The following is a 20191-nucleotide window of genomic DNA, read 5'->3' on the forward strand; positions in this document are numbered from 1 at the left end:
GGTCGTCAAGCTAACCCACTGATACCACTCAACTTAGTTTCGGATCGGGCTCTTAGGTGCCCTGCGACAATCGGATACGTGACGAGCGAAAGACTGCGCACTATCGTGGCTCCAGATCAAGTCGAGGGGAATGGTCATGGCCACGTTATCTGGCACGCACGATCTCGTCCGGTACAATGCAGTTGCGCGCCTGTTTCACGCCGTCATTGCGGCATTGGTTCTGTTCAATATCCTGACCGGGATCTTCGGCGAGGCCATCGAAGATATCTGGCAGCCCTTCCCTGCACACAAGGCCACCGGCATCCTCATCCTGTTTCTCTCGCTCGCCCGGCTCGCCTGGCGCTTCACCTGGACCATGCCGGCATGGCCGGCAACCATGGGGAAGCTCCAGCAAAGCGTGGCGCGCCTGACGCATGGTGCGCTTTACGCCCTGATGATCGTCGTGCCGTTTACAGGCTGGATCTTTTCCTCGGCGGGCAAGTATCCCCTTTCGATCTACGGCCTGTTTGACTGGCCGAAGCTTCCGGTCGCCAAGGGGTCTGCCCTCGCCGAAGCCGCGCATGAAGGGCACGAAGTTCTCGGATTCCTGATGGCAGGCCTTGTGATTCTGCATATTGCGGCGGCGCTTCATCATCATTTTGTCATCAAGGACAATGTCTTGCGCCGCATGCTCTGAAGCGCAGACGTATTCTGACCGACAAAGCGAGGCAGAACACGTACTAGCCCTATCGAAACGTGCATGGGGGGGGCGACGGATTTCTGCCATGACTGACTTGGCTCACACTCCACGCTTGCCCTTGCGCCCAAGCCTCGCCTACCGTCCTGCTCGAGAGTGTGATGCAAGGCGCTGCGACAGTCATCCTCCGCGGCAAGGTGGAGCGCGGCACGCTGTCCTGACAGGTCGGTACAACAGACGCTGGGCGCTCGCTGTCCTCAGCAGCGCGCATCTGGCGTCAATCAGGGTGGGACTTGTGCGATGAGCATCATGAAACAATCAGGCGCAAGCGAGATCGACGCAAAGATCATCGACGTGCTGCGCCACCGCGTCGGCAAGGATGAACGCGCCGCCAAGCCGCATGACTGGTACACCGCAACTGTCCTGACCCTTCGCGATGCAATCATCGACCAGTGGATGGATTCCACCCGCAAGACCTATGAGCAGGGCGGAAAGCGGGTTTACTACCTGAGCCTGGAATTCCTGATCGGCCGCCTGCTGCGCGATGCCCTTTCCAACATGGGCCTCACGCGCGAAATGGAAAAGGCCCTGCGCGACCACGGATTCGACCTCTCTGCGCTGGAGAACCTGGAGCCCGACGCAGCGCTGGGCAATGGCGGTCTAGGCCGTCTTGCCGCCTGCTTCATGGAGAGCCTCGCCAGCCTCGACATCCCCGCCTATGGCTACGGCATCCGCTACGTGAACGGCATGTTCCGCCAGCGGATCGACGATGGCTGGCAGGTCGAACTGCCCGAAACCTGGCTCAGCCACGGCAACCCTTGGGAATTCGATCGTCGCGAAAGCGCCTACATCATCGGCTTCGGCGGCGAAGTCGTCGCCAATGGCGATGCGGTCGAATGGCGCCCGGCTGAGAAGGTCGAAGCCAGCGCGGTCGACACCCCGGTCGTCGGCTGGCGCGGCAAGCGCGTGAATACCCTGCGCCTGTGGACCGCCCACGCCTTCGATCCCCTGCGGCTCGATGCCTTCAACGCCGGCGACCATTTCGGTGCGCTTGCCGAACAGGTCCGTGCCGACAGCCTCGTGCGCGTGCTCTACCCCGCTGACTCCACGCCCGCCGGCCAGGAACTGCGTCTGCGGCAGGAGTACTTCTTCACCTCCGCCTCGATCCAGGACATCGTCCGCCGCCATGTCCAATATCATGGCGACATCCGCAGCCTGCCCGAAAAGGCCGCGATCCAGCTCAACGACACGCACCCTGCGGTTGCCGTCGCCGAACTCATGCGCCTGATGGTCGACGTGCACGGGCTCGAGTTCAGCGAGGCGTGGGAAGTCACCAAGGCGACCGTCGCCTACACCAACCACACGCTCCTTCCCGAAGCATTGGAATCCTGGCCGCTGCCGCTGTTCGAGCGCCTGCTGCCGCGTCACATGCAGATCGTCTACGCCATCAACAGCCGCGTCCTGCGTGAAGCTCGCAAGGCCGGGATGGACGATGCCGCAATCGCCGCGATCAGCCTGATCGACGAGGGCGGCGAAAGGCGGGTGCGCATGGCCAACCTCGCCTTCACCGGCGCGCACAGCGTCAACGGGGTGGCGGCGCTGCACACCGATCTGATGAAGACCACCGTCTTCTCCGATCTGCACAAGCTCTACCCCACCCGCATCAACAACAAGACCAACGGCGTCACCCCGCGCCGCTGGTTGCAGCAGTGCAACCCGGGCCTGACGTCAGTCCTCAAGGACGCGATCGGGCCGGCCTTCCTCGACGATGCCGAAAAGCTTGCCGATCTCAACGCCCTGGCTGACGATGCCGCGCTCGGCGAACGCATTGCCGAGGTCAAGCGCACCAACAAGATCGCGCTCGCGAAGCACATCAAGGACCTGATGGGCGTCCGCCTCGATCCTGATGCCCTGTTCGACGTCCAGATCAAGCGCATCCATGAGTACAAGCGCCAGCTGCTCAACCTGATCGAGACGGTTGCTCTCTACGACCAGATCCGCAGCCACCCGGAACGCGACTGGGTGCCGCGCGTGAAGATCTTCGGCGGCAAGGCAGCTTCGAGTTACCACAATGCCAAGCTGATAATCAAACTGGCGAACGACATCGCCCGCCGCGTCAATTCCGATCCTTCCGTCGGCGGATTGCTCAAGGTGGTGTTCGTCTCGAACTACAATGTCAGCCTCGCCGAGAGGATCATTCCGGCGGCCGATCTGTCCGAGCAGATCTCCACCGCCGGCATGGAGGCCTCGGGCACCGGCAACATGAAGTTTGCACTGAACGGCGCTCTGACCATCGGCACGCTCGATGGAGCGAACATCGAGATCAAGGATCGCGTCGGCGATCCCAACATCGAGATTTTCGGCCTGACCGCGCAAGAGGTCGAGGACAAGCGCGCCAACGGCTACAACCCGCGTGAAGTCATCGAAGCCTCGCGCGAGTTGCAGCAGGCCATCGCCGCCATCGCCACCGGGGTATTCTCGCCTGACGATCCGCAGCGCTACGCCGGGCTCATGGGCGGGATCTATGACCACGACTGGTTCATGGTCGCGGCCGACTTCGACGCCTACCATTCCGCCCAACGCAACATCGACCGCCGCTGGGAACAGCAGGCATCGTGGCGCGCTTCGGCAATCCGCAACATTGCCAACGTAGGTTGGTTCTCGTCCGATCGCACGATCGGCGAGTACGCCCGCGATATCTGGGGGGTCCGAGAGCCAGCATGAAGCCACCGGCGAGCGCCATCGATGCCCTGCTTGACGGGACGCACGCCGATCCTTTCTCGCTTCTCGGCATCCACGAAGGACCAGAGGGCGCATTCGCCCGCGCGGTCCTGCCCGGTGCCGAAGATGCGGTGGCATGGTCACTCTCCGGCAAGAGGCTCGGCAAACTGACGCGGGTCGACGGGCGCGGCCTGTTCGAAGGGAAGGTCAAGGGCCCGCGGCAGCCGGTTCGGTACGCCTGCACGGCAGGCACGCACGAATGGCTGGTAACCGATCCTTACTCCTTCGGCCCTGTCCTAGGCCCGCTCGACGATTTCCTTATTGCCGAGGGCACCCATCACCGCCTGTTCGACAAGTTGGGCGCCCACCTGATCGACCATGAGGGCGCCAGCGGTGTCCACTTCGCGGTCTGGGCGCCGAATGCGCAGGTCGTCAGCGTTGTCGGTGACTTCAATGATTGGGACCAGCGTCGCCACCCGATGCGGCGCCGTGCCGACATCGGCGTGTGGGAAATCTTCATCCCCGACATCGGCGAACACCGCGCCTACAAATACCACGTGATCGGCGCCGACGGCACAGCGCTGCCCCTGAAAGCGGATCCCTTCGCCCAAGCCGCAGAATTCCGCCCCAGCACGGCCTCGATCACAGCGCACCCGGTCAAGATGGATTGGGGCGATGCCGACCACCGCGCCCACTGGGCCAGCGTCGATGCTCGTCGCCAGCCGATGTCCATCTACGAGGTCCATCCGGGTTCCTGGCAGAAGCCGCATGACGAGGGCTTCTACACCTGGGACGAACTGGCCGACCGGTTGATCCCCTACGTCGCGGAGATGGGTTTCACCCACATCGAATTCCTGCCCGTCTCGGAACACCCCTACGATCCGTCATGGGGTTACCAGACCACCGGCCTGTATGCCCCTTCGGCCCGCTTCGGCCCGCCAGAGGGCTTCGCGCGCTTCGTGGACGGTGCGCACCGCGCCGGCGTTTCGGTGCTGATTGACTGGGTACCTGCCCACTTCCCCACCGACGAACACGGCCTCGTCCGCTTCGACGGCACCGCGCTCTACGAACATGAAGACCCGCGCCTCGGTTTTCATCCTGACTGGAACACGCTGATCTACAACTTCGGCCGCCGCGAAGTCGTCAGCTTCCTCGTCAACAATGCGCTGTTCTGGGCCGAGCGTTACCACGTCGACGGCTTGCGCGTGGATGCCGTCGCCTCGATGCTCTACCGCGATTACTCGCGCAAGGCGGGCGAATGGATCCCCAATGCCGAAGGCGGGCGTGAGAACTGGGAAGCGGTCGAATTCCTAAAGGCGATGAATCGCGCGGTCTATGCCAGCCACGCCGGCTTCCTGACGATCGCCGAGGAATCCACCTCCTGGCCCGGCGTCAGCAAACCAGCGTTCGACGAGGCCCCGCGTGAGCATCTTGGCTTCGGCTTCAAGTGGAACATGGGCTTCATGCACGACACGCTGCAGTACATGGCGCGTGACCCGATCCACCGGCAGTACCACCACAACGAGATCACCTTCGGGCTGACCTACGCCTTCAGCGAAAACTTCGTCCTCCCGCTCAGCCATGACGAAGTCGTCCACGGCAAGGGCTCGCTCCTGAACAAGATGGGCGGCGATGACTGGCAGAAATTCGCCAACCTGCGCGCCTATTACGGCTTGATGTGGGGCTATCCCGGCAAGAAGCTGCTGTTCATGGGGCAGGAATTCGCGCAGCGAAGGGAATGGAGCGAGGCCCGCTCGCTCGACTGGGACCTGCTGAATGCCCCGGCCCATGAAGGCGTCCGCCGCTGGGTCCGCGATCTCAATCGCGTCTATACAACCCGCCCCGCCCTCCATGCCCGCGATTGCGAGCCGGATGGCTTCGAATGGCTGGTCGTCGACGATGCACAGGCCTCGGTTTTCGCCTGGCTGCGCAAGGCTCCCGATGCCAGGCCCATCGCGGTGATCTGCAACATGACGCCGCAGGTGCACGACCACTACCGCCTGCCGCTGCCGCACGACGGCGAATGGCGTGAAGTGCTCAACAGCGATGCGCAGGACTACGGCGGCAGCGGGATCGGCAATCTCGGGCAGGTCACGGCCGAAGGCGGTGCCGCCTTCGTGGTGCTGCCACCACTGGCCACGCTGATACTCGAATTCCAGGGATAAGAACGGAGAACAGGGGATGCGCGAAACTTACTCTCAGCCACTGGCCCGCGATGCGATGGCCTATGTCCTGGCTGGCGGCAGGGGCAGCCGATTGAAGGAACTGACCGACAACCGCGCCAAGCCTGCGGTCTACTTCGGCGGCAAATCACGCATCATCGACTTTGCCCTCTCCAACGCGATCAACTCGGGCATCCGCCGCATCGGCGTCGCCACGCAGTACAAGGCGCACTCGCTGATCCGCCACATGCAGCGCGCGTGGAACTTCATGCGTCCCGAACGCAACGAGAGCTTCGACATCCTGCCCGCCTCGCAGCGCGTCTCGGAAGATCACTGGTACGAAGGCACTGCCGATGCCGTGTTCCAGAACATCGACATCATCGCCTCCTATGCGCCCAAGTACATGGTCATCCTCGCTGGCGACCACATCTACAAGATGGACTACGAGCTGATGCTCCGCCAGCACGTCGACAGCGGCGCAGACGTCACCATCGGCTGTCTCGTGGTGCCGCGCATGGAAGCCACCGGCTTCGGCGTGATGGCCGTGGACAAGCACGACACGATCACCGACTTCATTGAAAAGCCTGCCGATCCTCCCGGCATTCCCGGCAACGAGGAAATGGCGCTGGCTTCGATGGGCATTTATGTCTTCGAGACGAAGTTCTTGTTCCAGATGCTGCAGGAAGACGCTGACGACCCGAACTCAAGCCGCGATTTCGGCAATGACATCATCCCCAAGATCGTGAAGAACGGCAAGGCGGTGGCACATCGCTTCACCAATTCCTGCATCCGTGCGGCCGAGGAAATCGAGGAATACTGGCGCGATGTCGGCACGATCGACGCCTATTTCGAGGCCAATCTCGATCTTACCGACACGGTGCCCAAGCTCAACATGTACGACCGCGACTGGCCGATCTGGACCGACCAGATCATCGCCGCGCCGGCCAAGTTCGTGCACGACGAAGATGGCCGTCGCGGCATGGCGATCTCCTCGCTGATCTCACAGGATTGTATCGTCTCCGGCGCCATCGCCCGGCGCAGCCTGTTGTTTACAGGGGTAAAAATGGGCTCGTTCTCTTCCTGCGAGGAAGCGGTGATCCTGCCCTATTGCAACATCGGGCGCGGCGCCCGGCTCAGCCGCGTGATTCTCGATTCCGGCGTGCGCATTCCCGAAGGCCTCGTCGTGGGTGAGGATCTGGAACTCGATGCCCGCCGCTTCCGCCGCTCCGAAAGCGGGGTTTGCCTCATCACCAAGCGGATGATCGACCGGCTGGCATGACGATCAGGGTCCTGTCCGTTGCCTCCGAGGCGGTGCCGCTGGTCAAGACCGGCGGCCTTGCCGACGTGGCAGGAGCGCTGCCTGCTGCGGTTGCGCCGCATAGCGTTGAAATGACGACGTTTCTTCCGGGCTATCCGGCAGTGATGAAGGCGCTTTCCCGCCCTCGAGCGCTGCATACCTGGGACAACCTGCTGGGCGAAAACGCGCGGCTGGTCGGCGGCAAGATCGACGGCCACCCGTTGTTAGTCCTTGATGCACCAGCCTTTTTTCAGCGCGATGGCAACCCGTACGTCGACTCTTCGGGCCGCGACTGGGCCGACAACTGGCGTCGCTTTGCCGCATTCGGTCGGGCGGCGGCGGATGTTGGTGGGGGCATGGTCAAGGGACGCGCGTTTGACCTGGTCCACGCGCATGACTGGCAGGCGGCCATGGCATTGGCATACCTGCGTTTTTCACCGCCTGACGGTGGCAAGCGCGTGCCCTCGGTAATGACCATTCACAACATGGCGTTCCAGGGGCACTACGGCGCGGACGTTTTCCCGGCGCTCGGTTTGCCGCCCCATGCCTGGGCAATGGACGGGGTCGAATATCACGGCGGCGTCGGCTTCCTGAAGGCAGGACTCGAGGCGGCGAGCATGATCACCACGGTGAGCCCGACTTATGCGCGCGAGATCCGCACCGCCGAATTTGGCATGGGATTGGAAGGACTTATCGTCAGTCGAGCCGATCGGGTGACGGGCATCGTCAACGGCATCGACACCGTGCAATGGAATCCGGCAACCGATATCCAACTCCCGCAGGCATATGGGCAACTCTCGAAGGCAAACGGGCAACTCACCCTGGGCAAACGGGTAGCCAACAAGCGCGCGCTCGAGGCAGAATTCGGACTTGAAGCGAGCGATGGCCCGATCTTCATCGCCGTCACCCGCCTCACCTGGCAGAAGGGCATCGACGTCCTTCTCGAGTGCATCGACCACCTCGTCGGCATCGGCGGGCGCCTCGCCCTCCTCGGCTCCGGCGACAAGGCGATGGAGAACGCCTTCCACGCCGCGGCCATGCGCCACCCCGGCAAGGTCGGTGTGCGGATCGGCTATGACGAGGGCCTTTCGCACCGCATGCAGGGTGGTGGCGATGCGATCCTCGTGCCTTCGCGCTTCGAGCCCTGCGGCCTGACGCAGCTTTATGGCCTTGCCTATGGGTGCGTGCCGGTGGTGGCGCGGACTGGGGGGCTTGCGGACACCGTGATCGACGCCAATCTGGCGGCAGTGATGGGCGGCGTGGCGACGGGTGTGCAGTTCGATGGCGTGAATTATGCGAGCCTTGCCGATGCCATCAGCCGCACTGTCACACTCTACTGGCAACGCGATACCTGGCGTGCCATGCAGCGCGCCGGAATGAAGACCGACTTCTCCTGGAACCGCTCCGGCAAGGCCTATGCGGACCTCTATGCCGCCCTCATCGCGGAGGACCAATGACTCGTACCGTACCGTCGGCGCCCTACTCCGACCAGAAGCCCGGCACTTCCGGCCTGCGCAAGAAGGTGAAGGTTTTTCAGGAGCCGGGCTACGCTGAAAACTTCATCCAGGCAGTGTTCGATGTGGTCGAGCGGGAGCCGGGCAGCACATTGGTCCTCGGCGGTGACGGTCGCTTCCACAATCGCACCGTGATCCAGCAAGCGATCCGCATCGCCGCGGCCAATGGCTATGGCAAGGTGCTGGTCGGCCAAGGCGGCATCCTCTCCACCCCCGCCGCATCGAACGTGATCCGCAAGTACGGCGCCAGCGGTGGCCTGATCCTTTCGGCAAGCCACAACCCTGGCGGGCCCGACGAAGACTTCGGCATCAAGTACAACATTGCCAACGGCGGCCCTGCCCCCGAAGGCGTGACCGAGGCAATCTATGCCCGCACCCGGACCATCGACCGCTGGCTGACCGTCGATGCCCCCGATGTCGATCTCGACACGCAGGGCACGACGCAGGTTGGCAACCTCACTGTCGAGGTGATCGATTCCGTGGCCGACTATGCCGAGCTGATGGAAGAGCTGTTCGACTTCGCCGCCATCCGCGCCAATGTCAGCGCCGGTTTCACCATGGCATTCGATGCGATGAGCGCCGTAACCGGCCCTTATGCCACTGAAATCCTAGAAGGCCGTCTGGGCTTTCCCAAGGGCACGGTACGCAATGGCGTTCCGCTGGAGGACTTTGGCGGGCATCACCCCGATCCGAACATGGTCCACGCGCATGAGCTGTTCGAGACGATGTTCGGTGCTGACGCGCCCGATTTCGGCGCAGCATCGGACGGGGATGGCGACCGTAATCTGATCGTCGGGCGTCACCGCTTCGTCACGCCTTCGGACAGCCTCGCCATGCTTGCGGCGAACGCACATCTTGCACCGGGCTATGCGAGCGGCCTCAAGGGGATTGCCCGGTCGATGCCCACCAGCGCCGCGGCTGATCGCGTTGCCGAAGCGCTTGGTCTGCCTTGTTTCGAGACGCCGACCGGCTGGAAGTTTTTCGGCAACCTCCTGGATGCCGGCATGGCCACGATCTGCGGCGAAGAAAGCGCCGGGACCGGCAGCGATCACGTGCGCGAGAAGGATGGCCTGTGGGCCGTACTGCTCTGGCTCAACATCCTTGCCGTCCGCAAGATCAGCGTCGACCAGCTTGCGCGCGAGCACTGGGCGAAGTTCGGCCGCAACTATTACGCCCGCCACGATTACGAAGCGCTGCCGACCGACAAGGCCGACGCGCTGATGGCGAAACTGAAAGCTGCACTCGAAAGCCTACCGGGCCAGACTTTCGGATCGCTCGCAGTCGCCCAGGCCGACAACTTCTCCTACCTCGATCCGGTCGACGGCTCTACCAGCAGCAACCAGGGCGTGCGCGTGATGTTCGCGGGCGGCTCGCGCGTGGTCTTCCGCCTCTCCGGCACCGGTACCGAAGGGGCGACCTTGCGCGTCTACCTCGAACGCTATGAACCGGTTGGCGGCGACCTCGATCGCGAAACGCCCGACATGCTGGCCGACCTGATCGCGGCAGCCGATGCCATCGCCGGGATTGCGCGGCACACCGGACGGACTGCGCCCGACGTGGTGACGTGACGCCCGGCGTCGAGATCACGGACGGCAAAACCCGCTTCACCGTCCGCTCGCCGCATGCCGAAGCCCTGACGCTCTGCCTGTTTGACGGCGAGCCTGAACAGCGCGTGGCCATGACGCGCGTGGGCGAGAACTGGACGGCCGAACTGCCCGGCGCGTTGTGCGGCATGGGTTATGGCTACCGCGCTTCGGGAGCGTGGAATCCGGCGGCCGGCCAGTGGTTCGATCCCGCCAAGCTCCTGGTCGATCCTTACGCCATCGAACTCGACCGCCCCTTCACCTACGACGCCAGCTTGTCGGCCTGTGGCGTGGATACGGCGGCGATTGTGCCGAAGGCGGTGATAGGCCTCTACGAACCGGCTACCCCTGCACCGCCGCTATTCCGGCACGGAGGCCTGATTTACGAGCTCAACGTGCGCGGCTTTACCAAGCTGCACCCAGATGTGCCCGAGGCATTGCGCGGCACTGTCGCCGCGCTCGCGCATCCGGCGGTGATCGCGCACCTCAAGCGCCTGCACATTTCCGCCGTGGAACTCATGCCGGTGGTCGCCTGGATCGATGAGCGGCATCTCCCGCCGCTCGGCCTCAGCAATGCATGGGGCTATAACCCGGTGGCGATGATGGCGCTGGACCCGCGGCTGTGCCCCGGCGGCGTTGCCGAACTGCGCAAAACCGTTGCCGCACTGCGCGCCGAAGGGATCGGCGTGATCCTCGACATCGTACTCAATCACAGCGGCGAGTCCGACGTGCTCGGGCCGGTCCTGTCGCTGCGCGGGCTGGACGACGGAGCCTATGCCAAAGCGTCTGACGGCAGACTGATCAACGACACTGGATGCGGCAACACCCTTGACTTCGGCAATCCCGCGGTGCGCCAACTGGCGCTCGATAGCCTGCGGCACTTCGTCCGCCACTGCGGCGTTGACGGCTTCCGCTTCGATCTCGCCCCGATCCTCGCAAGAAGCCCGGGCTTTGCCGCCGATGCTCCGATCTTTGCCGAGATTGCCGCCGATCCACTCCTGGCCGACCGCGTCATGATCGCCGAGCCTTGGGACGTTGGCCCCGGCGGGTACCAACTGGGGAGTTTCCCGCCGGGCTGGCTCGAATGGAACGACAGGTATCGCGATGACGTGCGCCGGTTCTGGAAAGGCGAGGCTGGCGTTGACGTGCTGGCCACGCGCGTTGCCGGTTCCTCCGATCTGTTCGGGAAAGACTGCCGCTCGGTCAACTTCCTGGCCGCGCACGACGGCTTCACGCTGGCCGACACCTTGGCCTACGAGCACCGCCACAACAACGCCAACGGCGAGGACAATCGCGACGGACACAGCGAGAACTTCAGCTGGAACAACGGCGCCGAGGGCATGACCGAAGATCCGGAAGTCCTCGCCCGGCGCTCTGCCTTTGCCCGCGCCATGCTCGGCACGCTGTTCGTTTCGACCGGAACGATCATGCTGACCGCCGGGGACGAGTTCGGCCGCAGCCAGCTCGGCAACAACAACGCCTATGCGCAGGACAATGCGATCACCTGGATCGACTGGGAAGGCCGTGACCGCGACCTCGAGAGCTTTGTCTTCGGATTGGCCGCGTGGCGCAACGAACGATCGAGCGCATTTGTGCGCTTCTCAGAAAACGGCCAATGGCGTCGGCTGGATGGGGCGCCCATGCATCCGGGAGACTGGGAATGGCCGCAGACCCGCGGATTCTCGTGGGAAGGCCCGGACTATTGCCTTCTTATAGACCGGACCGGACCGAACGCCGGTCCGGCCTGATCATCATGCCCCCAGACGGCGCAATGCGCGGTCGGGGTGAAAGGAGCCGAGCGGCACGCGCTCACCGCTTTCCAGCGTGACCGGCCTGGGCAGGAGCTGGTTCAGCAGCAGCCGACCAAACGTCCATTCACCGAGGCGGGATTCAGCATTGATGTGCCCGACCTCACCTGCGTCGGCGAAGCGGCTGCCCCACGCCTGGGCGAGCTGGCGGGCCTGCCCGATGCCCATGTAAGGATCGTTCCTGCTGGCGACGAGGATCGACGGGAACGGCAGCTCTCCATGCGGGAACGGCGCAAAACGGGTAAGCCGACGGTCGATCGGGCGAACTTCGACATCGGGCGGGGCAACGAGCAATGCGCCCAGAACCCTTCCGTCTGCAGGTTTTTCGAACTCGGCCCACCAGGCGACCGCCAGGCAGCCCAGGCTGTGAGCGACTAGCACGACCGGACGATCGGCCTTGTGCACGGCGAGGTTGATCTTGTTGACCCAGGTATTGCGATGCGGGTCGTCCCACAGGCCGAGATCAATGCGCTCGCAATCGGGCAGGTCCTGCTCCCACTGCGATTGCCAGTGGCCGGGGCCGCTGTTGCCGAGGCCGGGAACGGTAAGGACAAGCGGGTCCTGCCCCGCGAACGAGCGTTGGTGAGTCATGTGCTGTCTCCAGAAAAGGAAGGCCGGTCGACTCGGATTACGTCCCGACATTCAGCAGAGATAACTCAACTAATTTGATAGACAAGAGGTGTGCGCCGGATTGCAGGCCGTTTGCGTCAGACTGATTACGCGCCTTTGGAGCTTCGTGCGCGGCGGAAGGCTGTGGTGGTCTGCCCGGTCCGCGCCTTGAAGAAGCGGGCGAAATAGGCCGGGTCGGCAAAGCCCAAGGCATAGGCGATCTGCGCCGCACTGGCCCCCGAGAAGGCAAGATTGCGGCGAGCTTCGAGGACCAGGCGATCATGCACGATCTCGGCAGGCGGCTTTCCGACCAGCGCTCGCGTGGCGCGGGTCAAGGTTGACGTGGTCGTGCCCAATCGGGCGGCGTAGTCGGCAACGGGCAGATGCTCGCGATAGTGCCGCTCGACCAGTGCCCTGAAGCGGGCGACAAGGGGTTCGCGCCCATCGGCCGGCGCATCGAGGTTGCCTGTGCCCGCTTCGATGGCCGTGGCAAGGATAAGCGCGACCTGGGCCAGCAGTGTCGGGCCGACCTGATCCTCCTGCCCCAGGCGCTGGCCAAGATCCCCCAGCAACCATGCAAGGCGCTGGAGTATCAGGGGGTGGGCGGCGAGTGATATAGCCAAGGCACTGCCGCCAAGCGCTTCCATGCTGCCGAGCAAGCCCCTGAGACGCGGATCGTTGGCGAGGTCGGCAGCGACGGACAACACCCAGCCTTCGGCACCTGCATCAAAGCGGAAGGCGTGCACGCAGGCGGGCGGGACGATCACCAGAACCGGAGCTGCGAAGCTCTGGACAGCGCACTCCCCATGCAATTCGCTGCCGCCGTTCTCCACCACCAGCAATTGCAGCATGTGGGGATGCGCGTGGGGATCGATTGTCCAATCGCGCAAGGTGGCACGATCGCGGATGCGTTCGAGATGGACGAACTCCGGCGGCAGGGAAATCCCCTCCTCACCGTAGAGCGTGTAGCGACTGAAGCCTTCCTTCCGCATCTGCCGCAATCTCGCAGGCTGCGCGAAAAGTGCAAGTTTTTGCGCGCGCGGTGCGTCGCGCCATTTGCGCTTTGCATGCAGCATCAATCAGGAGAGGAGACCTGTCATGGCTACCGTCATCGAGCGGCCCGCGTTTCGCTTTGACCCATATTCCCCGGCAACCGATGCCGATCCGTTCCCGGCCTACAAGATGTTGCGCGATGAATACCCTTGCTTCTGGTCCGAAGAGGCCGGGAAGTGGGTGCTCTCGCGCTATTCCGATGTGCTCAACGCGCTGCAGGACTGGCGAACCTATTCCTCCGCGCAGGGCAACCTGGTGGACGAGTTTCCGGGCCGCGCCGGATCGACGCTGGGCTCCAGCGATCCGCCGCGCCACGACCGCCTGCGGGCGCTGATCCAGTCGGCAGTGACCAAGCGCGCGCTGGAGCACATCGTCGAGCCTGCGAGGGCAGCGGCCCGCGCGCATCTGGCCGCGATTGCCGACAAGCCGGTGTTCGACCTTGTCGGAGACTATACCTCGAAGCTGACGGTGGACCTGCTGTTCTACCTGTTCGCACTGCCCGAGGAGAACGCCGACCTCGTGCGGCACAACGCCGTGCTGATGGTGCAGACCGATCCGGTGACGCGCAAGAAGGGACCGGAACACCTCGCCGCGTTCCACTGGATGGCGGACTATGCGGAAAAGCTGGTGGCGGCGCGCAAGGCCAACCCGGGCGATGACTTGCTTTCGAACTTCATCACCGCCGAGATCGACGGCGAGAAGCTGCTCGACAAGGAAGTGCAGCTGACGGTCACCACGCTGATCATGGCCGGGATCGAGAGCCTTTCGGGCTTCATGGCGATGTTCGGGTTGAACCTCGCCGATTACCCGGAGGCGCGGCGCGCGCTGGTCGCCGACCCTTCGCTGATCCCGGACGCGATCGAGGAATCGCTGCGGTTCAACACATCGGCGCAGCGCTTCAAGCGGACGCTGACACGGGACGTGGAATTGCACGGGCAGGTCATGAAGGCGGGCGATGCGGTGATCCTCGCCTATGGCTCGGCCAATCGCGACGAGCGGATGTTCGACAATCCGGACGTCTACGACATTACCCTCAAGGCGAAGCGGCACCTCGGGTTCGGCGGCGGCGTCCATGCCTGCCTAGGTTCGATGATCGGGCGGCTGGCGACGCAGATTGCCTACGAGGAACTGCTCAAGGTCGTGCCGGACTTCACCCGGGTGGATGAGAAGCTCGACTGGGTTTCATCCTCGAACTTCCGCAGTCCGAAAGCGCTGCGGCTGAAGAAGGCGGGCTAAGCTAACCCGGCGGCTCGGCAGGTGGCGGGTCATGCACGACTCGTCGCAAGGCCGGGCCGCCCCTCTTGCAGATGTGATGTACCGCATACATTTTGAGGCCCAATGGACGATAACCGGGGTCTCGCATAATGGTTCCTGATCGGCGCCAATTTTTGGGCGCCATGGTTGCAACGCTGGGTAGCATGGCGGTTTCGGGCCAGCCGGCGATGGCAGTAACACCTGTGAAAGAGCCGGAAGTCTCGCCGTTCGCCCGGCCGACGCCGCCGTTGCTGGTGCAACGCGCGATTGCCGCGCTTGATGCGCATGGCGCGCATATCCGCCATCGTGATCTCGTCGGTCTGGTCGATTTCGGCAAGGCCTCGCGCGAGGCTCGCTTCCATCTTGTCGATGTCGCAGGCGGCAAGCTCGTCTCCTCGCACCTCGTCTCGCACGGCAGCGGATCGGATCCGGCGAACAGCGGCTGGGTACAGCGGTTTTCGAACGCCTATGGCTCCAACGCCTCGAGCCCCGGCGCTTTCCTCACCGGCGTGACCTATTACGGCAAGCATGGCCGTTCGCGCCGCCTGATCGGGCTTGAAGACGCCAACAGCGCCGCGCTCGAGCGCGGTATCGTGATCCACGCGGCGAGCTATGTCAGCGAGGACATGGCCGCAACGCAAGGCCGCATCGGACGGAGCCAGGGCTGCTTCGCGTTTTCGAACAGCGACATCAGCGGCGTGCTCGAGCGGCTGGGCGAAGGGCGCCTGCTCTACGCCGTCAAGTAAACGCGGCGCGCGCGGCTTCGGCCAGCGCACTGCCTTCTTCGACCAGATCCGGACGCTCGCGCGCAGCGATCAGCACGATGGTGCGCCGGAAATCGTAATCGGCCAGCGCCACCGCGACGACGCCGTCCCGGGCGAGTGACTGCGGCGCGGTCGTCACGCCCATTCCGACCCTCACCATCTCGATGCAGCGATCGTCGTTGGACGAGCGCAGGAAGAAGGGCGGGCGCACGCCGCGCTGGGTGAACCAGCGGCTGGTCTCGCCGAGGATTTCGCAGGAGCGGCGGGCGATCATAGTTTCCGCGGCAACGTCGCTGGCGTCGAGCAAACTCGCTCCGGCAAGGGCATGTCCTTCGGGCAGGAGCAGGCGATAGCCTTCCTCCAGCAGCGGCAGCGAAGGCCTGTCCGCGTCTTCCGGCCGCATCAGCGTCAGAATGGCGTCGACCTGCCCCTCGCCCAGCTTGCGGCGCAGTTCCGCATCAGTGCCTTCGGCCATGGTCAGCGGCTGCGGTCCGGCATGGCGGCGGGCAAGACTGGAAAGCGCAAGCGTGGTGATCGAGGGCAGGACTCCGAGCCGCAAGGGGCTGAGCGGCACGGGCGCTTCGGCAAAGGCGGCTTCGGCTGCGCGGAATTCCCGCTCGATGGCACGCGCGTGATTGACCAGCCGCGCGCCTGCTTCGGTCAGGCGGACCTGCCGCCGCTCGCGCAGGAACAGCCGCGTTCCGGCAAGGCGCTCAAGCTCGGCAATGGCGGCGGACAATGTCGGCTGCGAGATTGCCAGACGCTCGGCCGCACGGGTAAAATTCCCGGTCTCGACCACGGCCAGGAACTGCCGGAGATGGGTGCGCTTCATCATAGGAAAAACCTATCGCAAACCCCGATGTAAATCAATTTTGAGCGATGGTTCTACGATGGTATCCTTCGCCCCGACAAGTTTGCAGAGGATGCCCAAGATGCGCGCCACGCCCGATTTCGACTTCGGCCTGACCGAAAGCGCCCTGATGATCCGCGAGGCTGCGGGTCGCTTTGCCGACGAGCAGATTGCGCCTCTCGCCGCCGAGATCGACCGCAACGACCGCTTCCCGCGCGAGCTGTGGGAGCCGATGGGTGCGCTGGGCCTGCACGGCATCACGGTCGAGGAAGAGTTCGGCGGACTGGGCCTCGGCTATCTCGATCACGTCATTGCGGTCGAGGAAGTCAGCCGCGCATCGGGCTCGGTCGGCCTGTCCTATGGCGCGCACTCGAACCTGTGCGTCAACCAGATCCGCCGCTGGGGCAATGACGAGCAGAAGGCGAAGTACCTGCCCAAGCTGATCTCCGGTGAACATGTCGGCAGCCTCGCGATGTCGGAAGCGGGCGCCGGGTCGGACGTCGTTTCGATGAAGCTGCGTGCCGAACCGGTTGCAGGCGGCTTCCGCCTCAACGGCACCAAGTTCTGGATCACCAACGGCACTTATGCCGATACGCTGGTGGTCTATGCCAAGACCTCGCCCGAAGCGGGCAGCCGCGGCATTACCTCGTTCCTGATCGAGAAGGACATGGCCGGAATCTCGATCGGGCAGAAGATCGACAAGATGGGCCTGCGCGGCTCGCCCACCTGCGAGCTGGTGTTCGACGACTGCTTTGTGCCGGAAGAGAACGTGATGGGTCCGCTCCACGGTGGTGTCGGCGTGCTCATGAGCGGGCTCGATTACGAGCGCGTGGTGCTGGCCGGAATGCAGATCGGCATCATGCAGGCCTGTCTCGACACGGTCATCCCCTATGTGCGCGAGCGCAAGCAGTTCGGCCAACCGATCGGCACCTTCCAGCTGATGCAGGCGAAGGTCGCCGACATGTACGTCGCCATCCAGTCGGCTCGCGCTTATGTCTATGCCGTGGCCAAGGCTTGCGACGCCGGGCAGACCACGCGCTTTGACGCTGCGGGCGCGATCCTGCTCGCCAGCGAGAATGCCTTCCGCGTTTCGGGCGAAGCGGTACAGGCGCTGGGCGGCGCGGGCTATACCAAGGACTGGCCGGTGGAACGTTACCTGCGCGACGCCAAGTTGCTGGACATTGGTGCCGGAACCAATGAAATCCGCAGGATGCTGATCGGTCGTGAGCTTATTGGAGCGCGCTGATCTGCAGACGATAACAATCTTGCGGAGAGAACCATGCGCCTGAAAGCTTTCCTTGCCTGTGCTGCCCTGCTCGGGATCGCCAACCCGGCGATGGCCCGGATGGAGAAGGCGACCGTTCACAGCGCCGCAGTCGAAGGCAATCTAGAGGGCAATTCGGCCGATCGCACGGTCTACGTGTTCCTGCCGGACAGCTATGACAAGTCCAAGGGCCGGCGCTATCCGGTCGTCTATTTCCTGCATGGGTATAATTCGACCGCAGACCAGTACGTCGAGCGCAATGACTTCGATGCCGCGCTGAAGGCCTCTGGCACGGAAGCAATCATTGTCGTGCCCGACAGCATGACCAAGTGGGGCGGTTCGATGTATTCGAACTCTCCCACGGTCGGAAACTTCGAGGACTTCATCGCCGAAGACCTGGTGGCGTGGACCGACAAGCACTTTCGCACGATCCCTTCGCGCGAGGCGCGCGGCCTTTCCGGGCATTCCATGGGCGGCTACGGCACGCTGAAGCTCGGCATGAAGCGCGCAGACGTGTTCGGCGCGCTTTACGCGATGAACCCGTGCTGCCAGATTCCGCGCCCGGCATCTTCAGCCGATCCGAAGTACGAAGGCTGGTCGGTCGATCAGGCACTGACGGCGGACTGGATGAGCCGGGGCAACTTCGCGGTGGCCACGGCCTGGTCACCCAATCCCACCAAGCCTCCGTTCTATGCCGATTTGGGCACCAGCGATGGCAAGGTGAACGATCTGGTCATCGCCAAATGGGCCGCAAATTCGCCCGTAGCGATGGCTTCACAGTACCTCCCCTCGCTGCGCCGCATGAGCGGCATCGCCATCGATACCGGCGATACCGACTTCGTGCGCGCTGACGATGAACTGATCCACGAAACCCTGACCCGGTTCGGCATAGCGCACGACTGGGAAATCTATGTGGGCGACCACGGCAACCGGGTGAAGGAGCGTTTCCGCACGCATGTGCTGCCCTTCTTCTCCAAGCACCTGAAAGGCAGCACGCGTTGAGCGCACCGGTCCTCTCCAGCAACGTCGATCTGAACTCTGACCAAGCCAGAGCCCGCGCGTCGCACAACCGGGCCTTGGCTCGGGAGCTGCGTGAGCGGGTGGCAAAGGCCGCGCTGGGTGGTGACGAGCGCAGCCGAGAACGCCACGTATCGCGCGGGAAACTGCTCCCGCGCGACCGCGTTGAGCGCCTGCTCGATCCGGGCTCGCCGTTCCTCGAAATCGGCCAGCTTGCCGCCAACGGGATGTACGGAGACGAGGTGCCCGGCGCAGGCATCATCGCGGGCATTGGCCGTGTATCGGGCCGCAATTGCATGGTCTTTGCGAATGACGCGACGGTAAAGGGTGGTACCTACTTCCCGATGACGGTAAAGAAGCACCTGCGCGCGCAGGAGATTGCACAGGAGAACCGGCTGCCCTGCATCTACCTCGTCGACAGTGGCGGCGCCAACCTGCCCAACCAGGCCGAGGTCTTCCCTGACCGCGACCATTTCGGCCGGTTCTTTTACAATCAGGCGAACATGAGCGCGCGGGGCATCCCGCAGATTGCCAGCGTGATGGGGTCCTGCACCGCCGGCGGAGCCTATGTGCCGGCCATGTCCGACGAAACGGTGATCGTGCGCGAACAGGGGACGATCTTCCTTGCGGGCCCTCCGCTGGTGAAGGCGGCGACGGGTGAGGAAATCACCGCCGAAGCGCTGGGTGGCGGAGACCTCCACGCACGCAAGTCTGGTGTGGTCGATCATCTTGCCGACAATGACGAGCATGCGCTGACAATCGTGCGCGACATCGTATCGCACCTGGGCGCTCCCGCGAAGGCGGGAGCCTCAGTCGGTGGCGCGCTACGGCCTGAGGCCCCCGCCTTCGCGGGGGCGCGGGCACCCTTGTATCCTGCGGAAGAGCTGTACTCGATCATCCCCGAGGACGTGCGCGCTCCATACGACGTCCACGAGGTGATCGCGCGGATCGTCGACGGTAGCGAGTTTCACGAGTTCAAGGCGCTCTATGGCACCACGTTGGTCTGCGGCTTTGCCCATATCCACGGGGCACCGGTGGCGATCCTTGCCAACAACGGCGTGCTGTTTTCGGAAAGCGCGCAGAAGGGGGCGCACTTCATCGAACTGGCCTGCCAACGCCGGATCCCGCTGCTATTCCTGCAGAATATCTCTGGCTTCATGGTCGGCGGCAAGTACGAGGCGGAGGGCATCGCCAAGCACGGCGCCAAGCTGGTAACCGCAGTGGCGACAGCGCAGGTGCCCAAGATCACCGTGCTGATAGGCGGCAGCTTCGGCGCAGGCAACTACGGCATGTGTGGCCGAGCCTATCAGCCGCGCTTCCTGTTCACCTGGCCCAATGCGCGCATCAGCGTGATGGGTGGCGAGCAGGCGGCAAGCGTTCTGGCGACGGTGCACCGCGATGCGGACAAGTGGACGCCTGAGGAAGCCGAAGCCTTCAAGGCGCCGATCCGCCAGAAGTACGAGGACGAGGGCAATCCCTACTACGCCACGGCACGGCTGTGGGACGATGGCGTGATCGACCCGGTGCAGACGCGCGACGTGGTGGGGCTGGCGCTGGAGGCTTGTCTGGAAGCGCCGATTGCCGATGCTCCGCGCTTTGGCGTGTTCAGGATGTGATGG

General features: G+C 63.9%; 15 protein-coding genes. 12 read left to right on the top strand and 3 right to left on the bottom strand.

The window, feature by feature from the left end:
* The first annotated feature begins 136 nt into the window (after window positions 1-136).
* The 7 genes from AX703_RS14605 (at window position 137) to glgX (ending at window position 11701) form a co-directional block, all read left to right on the top strand.
* Window positions 137-676, top strand: a complete 540-nt coding sequence (locus tag AX703_RS14605) for a cytochrome b (RefSeq protein WP_062345101.1) — start codon at window positions 137-139, stop codon at window positions 674-676.
* A 300-nt stretch (window positions 677-976) separates the two neighbouring features.
* A complete protein-coding gene (locus AX703_RS14610; protein ID WP_062345073.1) occupies window positions 977-3400 on the top strand; it encodes a glycogen/starch/alpha-glucan phosphorylase in 2424 nt (807 codons plus the stop codon).
* Entirely contained in the window at window positions 3397-5562 is a 2166-nt protein-coding gene (glgB, locus tag AX703_RS14615; RefSeq protein WP_062345075.1) for a 1,4-alpha-glucan branching protein GlgB, read from the top strand. The genes AX703_RS14610 and glgB overlap by 4 nt, the downstream gene beginning before the upstream one ends.
* 16 nt (window positions 5563-5578) lie before the next feature.
* Window positions 5579-6838 carry a glucose-1-phosphate adenylyltransferase gene (glgC, locus tag AX703_RS14620; RefSeq protein WP_082734610.1) on the top strand — a complete coding sequence of 420 codons (1260 nt, stop codon included), beginning with the start codon at window positions 5579-5581 and terminating at the stop codon, window positions 6836-6838.
* Complete coding sequence (gene glgA, locus AX703_RS14625) at window positions 6835-8313, top strand: glycogen synthase GlgA (RefSeq protein WP_062345077.1); 1479 nt, start codon at window positions 6835-6837, stop codon at window positions 8311-8313. The genes glgC and glgA overlap by 4 nt, the downstream gene beginning before the upstream one ends.
* Window positions 8310-9938 carry an alpha-D-glucose phosphate-specific phosphoglucomutase gene (locus AX703_RS14630; protein WP_062345079.1) on the top strand — a complete coding sequence of 543 codons (1629 nt, stop codon included), beginning with the start codon at window positions 8310-8312 and terminating at the stop codon, window positions 9936-9938. Before glgA ends, AX703_RS14630 begins: the two co-directional genes overlap by 4 nt.
* Complete coding sequence (glgX, locus tag AX703_RS14635) at window positions 9935-11701, top strand: glycogen debranching protein GlgX (protein ID WP_082734611.1); 1767 nt, start codon at window positions 9935-9937, stop codon at window positions 11699-11701. The genes AX703_RS14630 and glgX overlap by 4 nt, the downstream gene beginning before the upstream one ends.
* Window positions 11702-11704: 3 nt before the next feature.
* Here glgX and AX703_RS14640 read toward each other — a convergent pair whose 3' ends face one another.
* Both AX703_RS14640 and AX703_RS14645 read right to left on the bottom strand, forming a co-directional pair.
* Window positions 11705-12352, bottom strand: coding sequence for an alpha/beta hydrolase (locus AX703_RS14640; protein ID WP_039333817.1), 648 nt, complete (start codon window positions 12350-12352; stop codon window positions 11705-11707).
* 125 nt (window positions 12353-12477) lie between these two features.
* Window positions 12478-13362, bottom strand: coding sequence for a helix-turn-helix domain-containing protein (locus tag AX703_RS14645; RefSeq protein ID WP_197423731.1), 885 nt, complete (start codon window positions 13360-13362; stop codon window positions 12478-12480).
* A gap of 106 nt (window positions 13363-13468) precedes the next feature.
* Here AX703_RS14645 and AX703_RS14650 point away from each other — a divergent pair, with 106 nt between their 5' ends.
* Together AX703_RS14650 and AX703_RS14655 are read left to right on the top strand one after the other, a co-directional pair.
* Window positions 13469-14659, top strand: a complete 1191-nt coding sequence (locus tag AX703_RS14650; RefSeq protein WP_062345083.1) for a cytochrome P450 — start codon at window positions 13469-13471, stop codon at window positions 14657-14659.
* A gap of 182 nt (window positions 14660-14841) precedes the next feature.
* Window positions 14842-15423 (top strand): murein L,D-transpeptidase catalytic domain family protein, encoded by a 582-nt coding sequence (locus tag AX703_RS14655; RefSeq protein WP_231735554.1) that lies wholly within the window; start codon window positions 14842-14844, stop codon window positions 15421-15423.
* Here the strand turns inward: AX703_RS14655 and AX703_RS14660 are convergent.
* Window positions 15416-16273: a LysR family transcriptional regulator gene (locus AX703_RS14660; protein WP_197423732.1), complete on the bottom strand. Its 858-nt coding sequence runs from the start codon at window positions 16271-16273 to the stop codon at window positions 15416-15418. The two genes, AX703_RS14655 and AX703_RS14660, sit on opposite strands and share 8 nt — an antisense overlap.
* 100 nt (window positions 16274-16373) lie before the next feature.
* On the opposite strand from AX703_RS14660, the gene AX703_RS14665 reads away from it, so the two are divergent.
* Genes AX703_RS14665 through AX703_RS14675 form a run of 3 tightly spaced genes read left to right on the top strand, consistent with a single transcriptional unit; the run spans window position 16374 to window position 20188 of the window.
* Window positions 16374-17537 (top strand): isovaleryl-CoA dehydrogenase, encoded by a 1164-nt coding sequence (locus AX703_RS14665; protein WP_062345109.1) that lies wholly within the window; start codon window positions 16374-16376, stop codon window positions 17535-17537.
* A 33-nt stretch (window positions 17538-17570) separates the two neighbouring features.
* A complete protein-coding gene (locus AX703_RS14670) occupies window positions 17571-18557 on the top strand; it encodes an alpha/beta hydrolase family protein (protein WP_062345087.1) in 987 nt (328 codons plus the stop codon).
* Entirely contained in the window at window positions 18554-20188 is a 1635-nt protein-coding gene (locus AX703_RS14675; RefSeq protein ID WP_062345089.1) for a carboxyl transferase domain-containing protein, read from the top strand. Before AX703_RS14670 ends, AX703_RS14675 begins: the two co-directional genes overlap by 4 nt.
* Window positions 20189-20191 lie beyond the last annotated feature (3 nt).

The organism is Novosphingobium sp. CCH12-A3 (genome assembly GCF_001556015.1).
Lineage (GTDB): Bacteria > Pseudomonadota > Alphaproteobacteria > Sphingomonadales > Sphingomonadaceae > Novosphingobium > Novosphingobium subterraneum.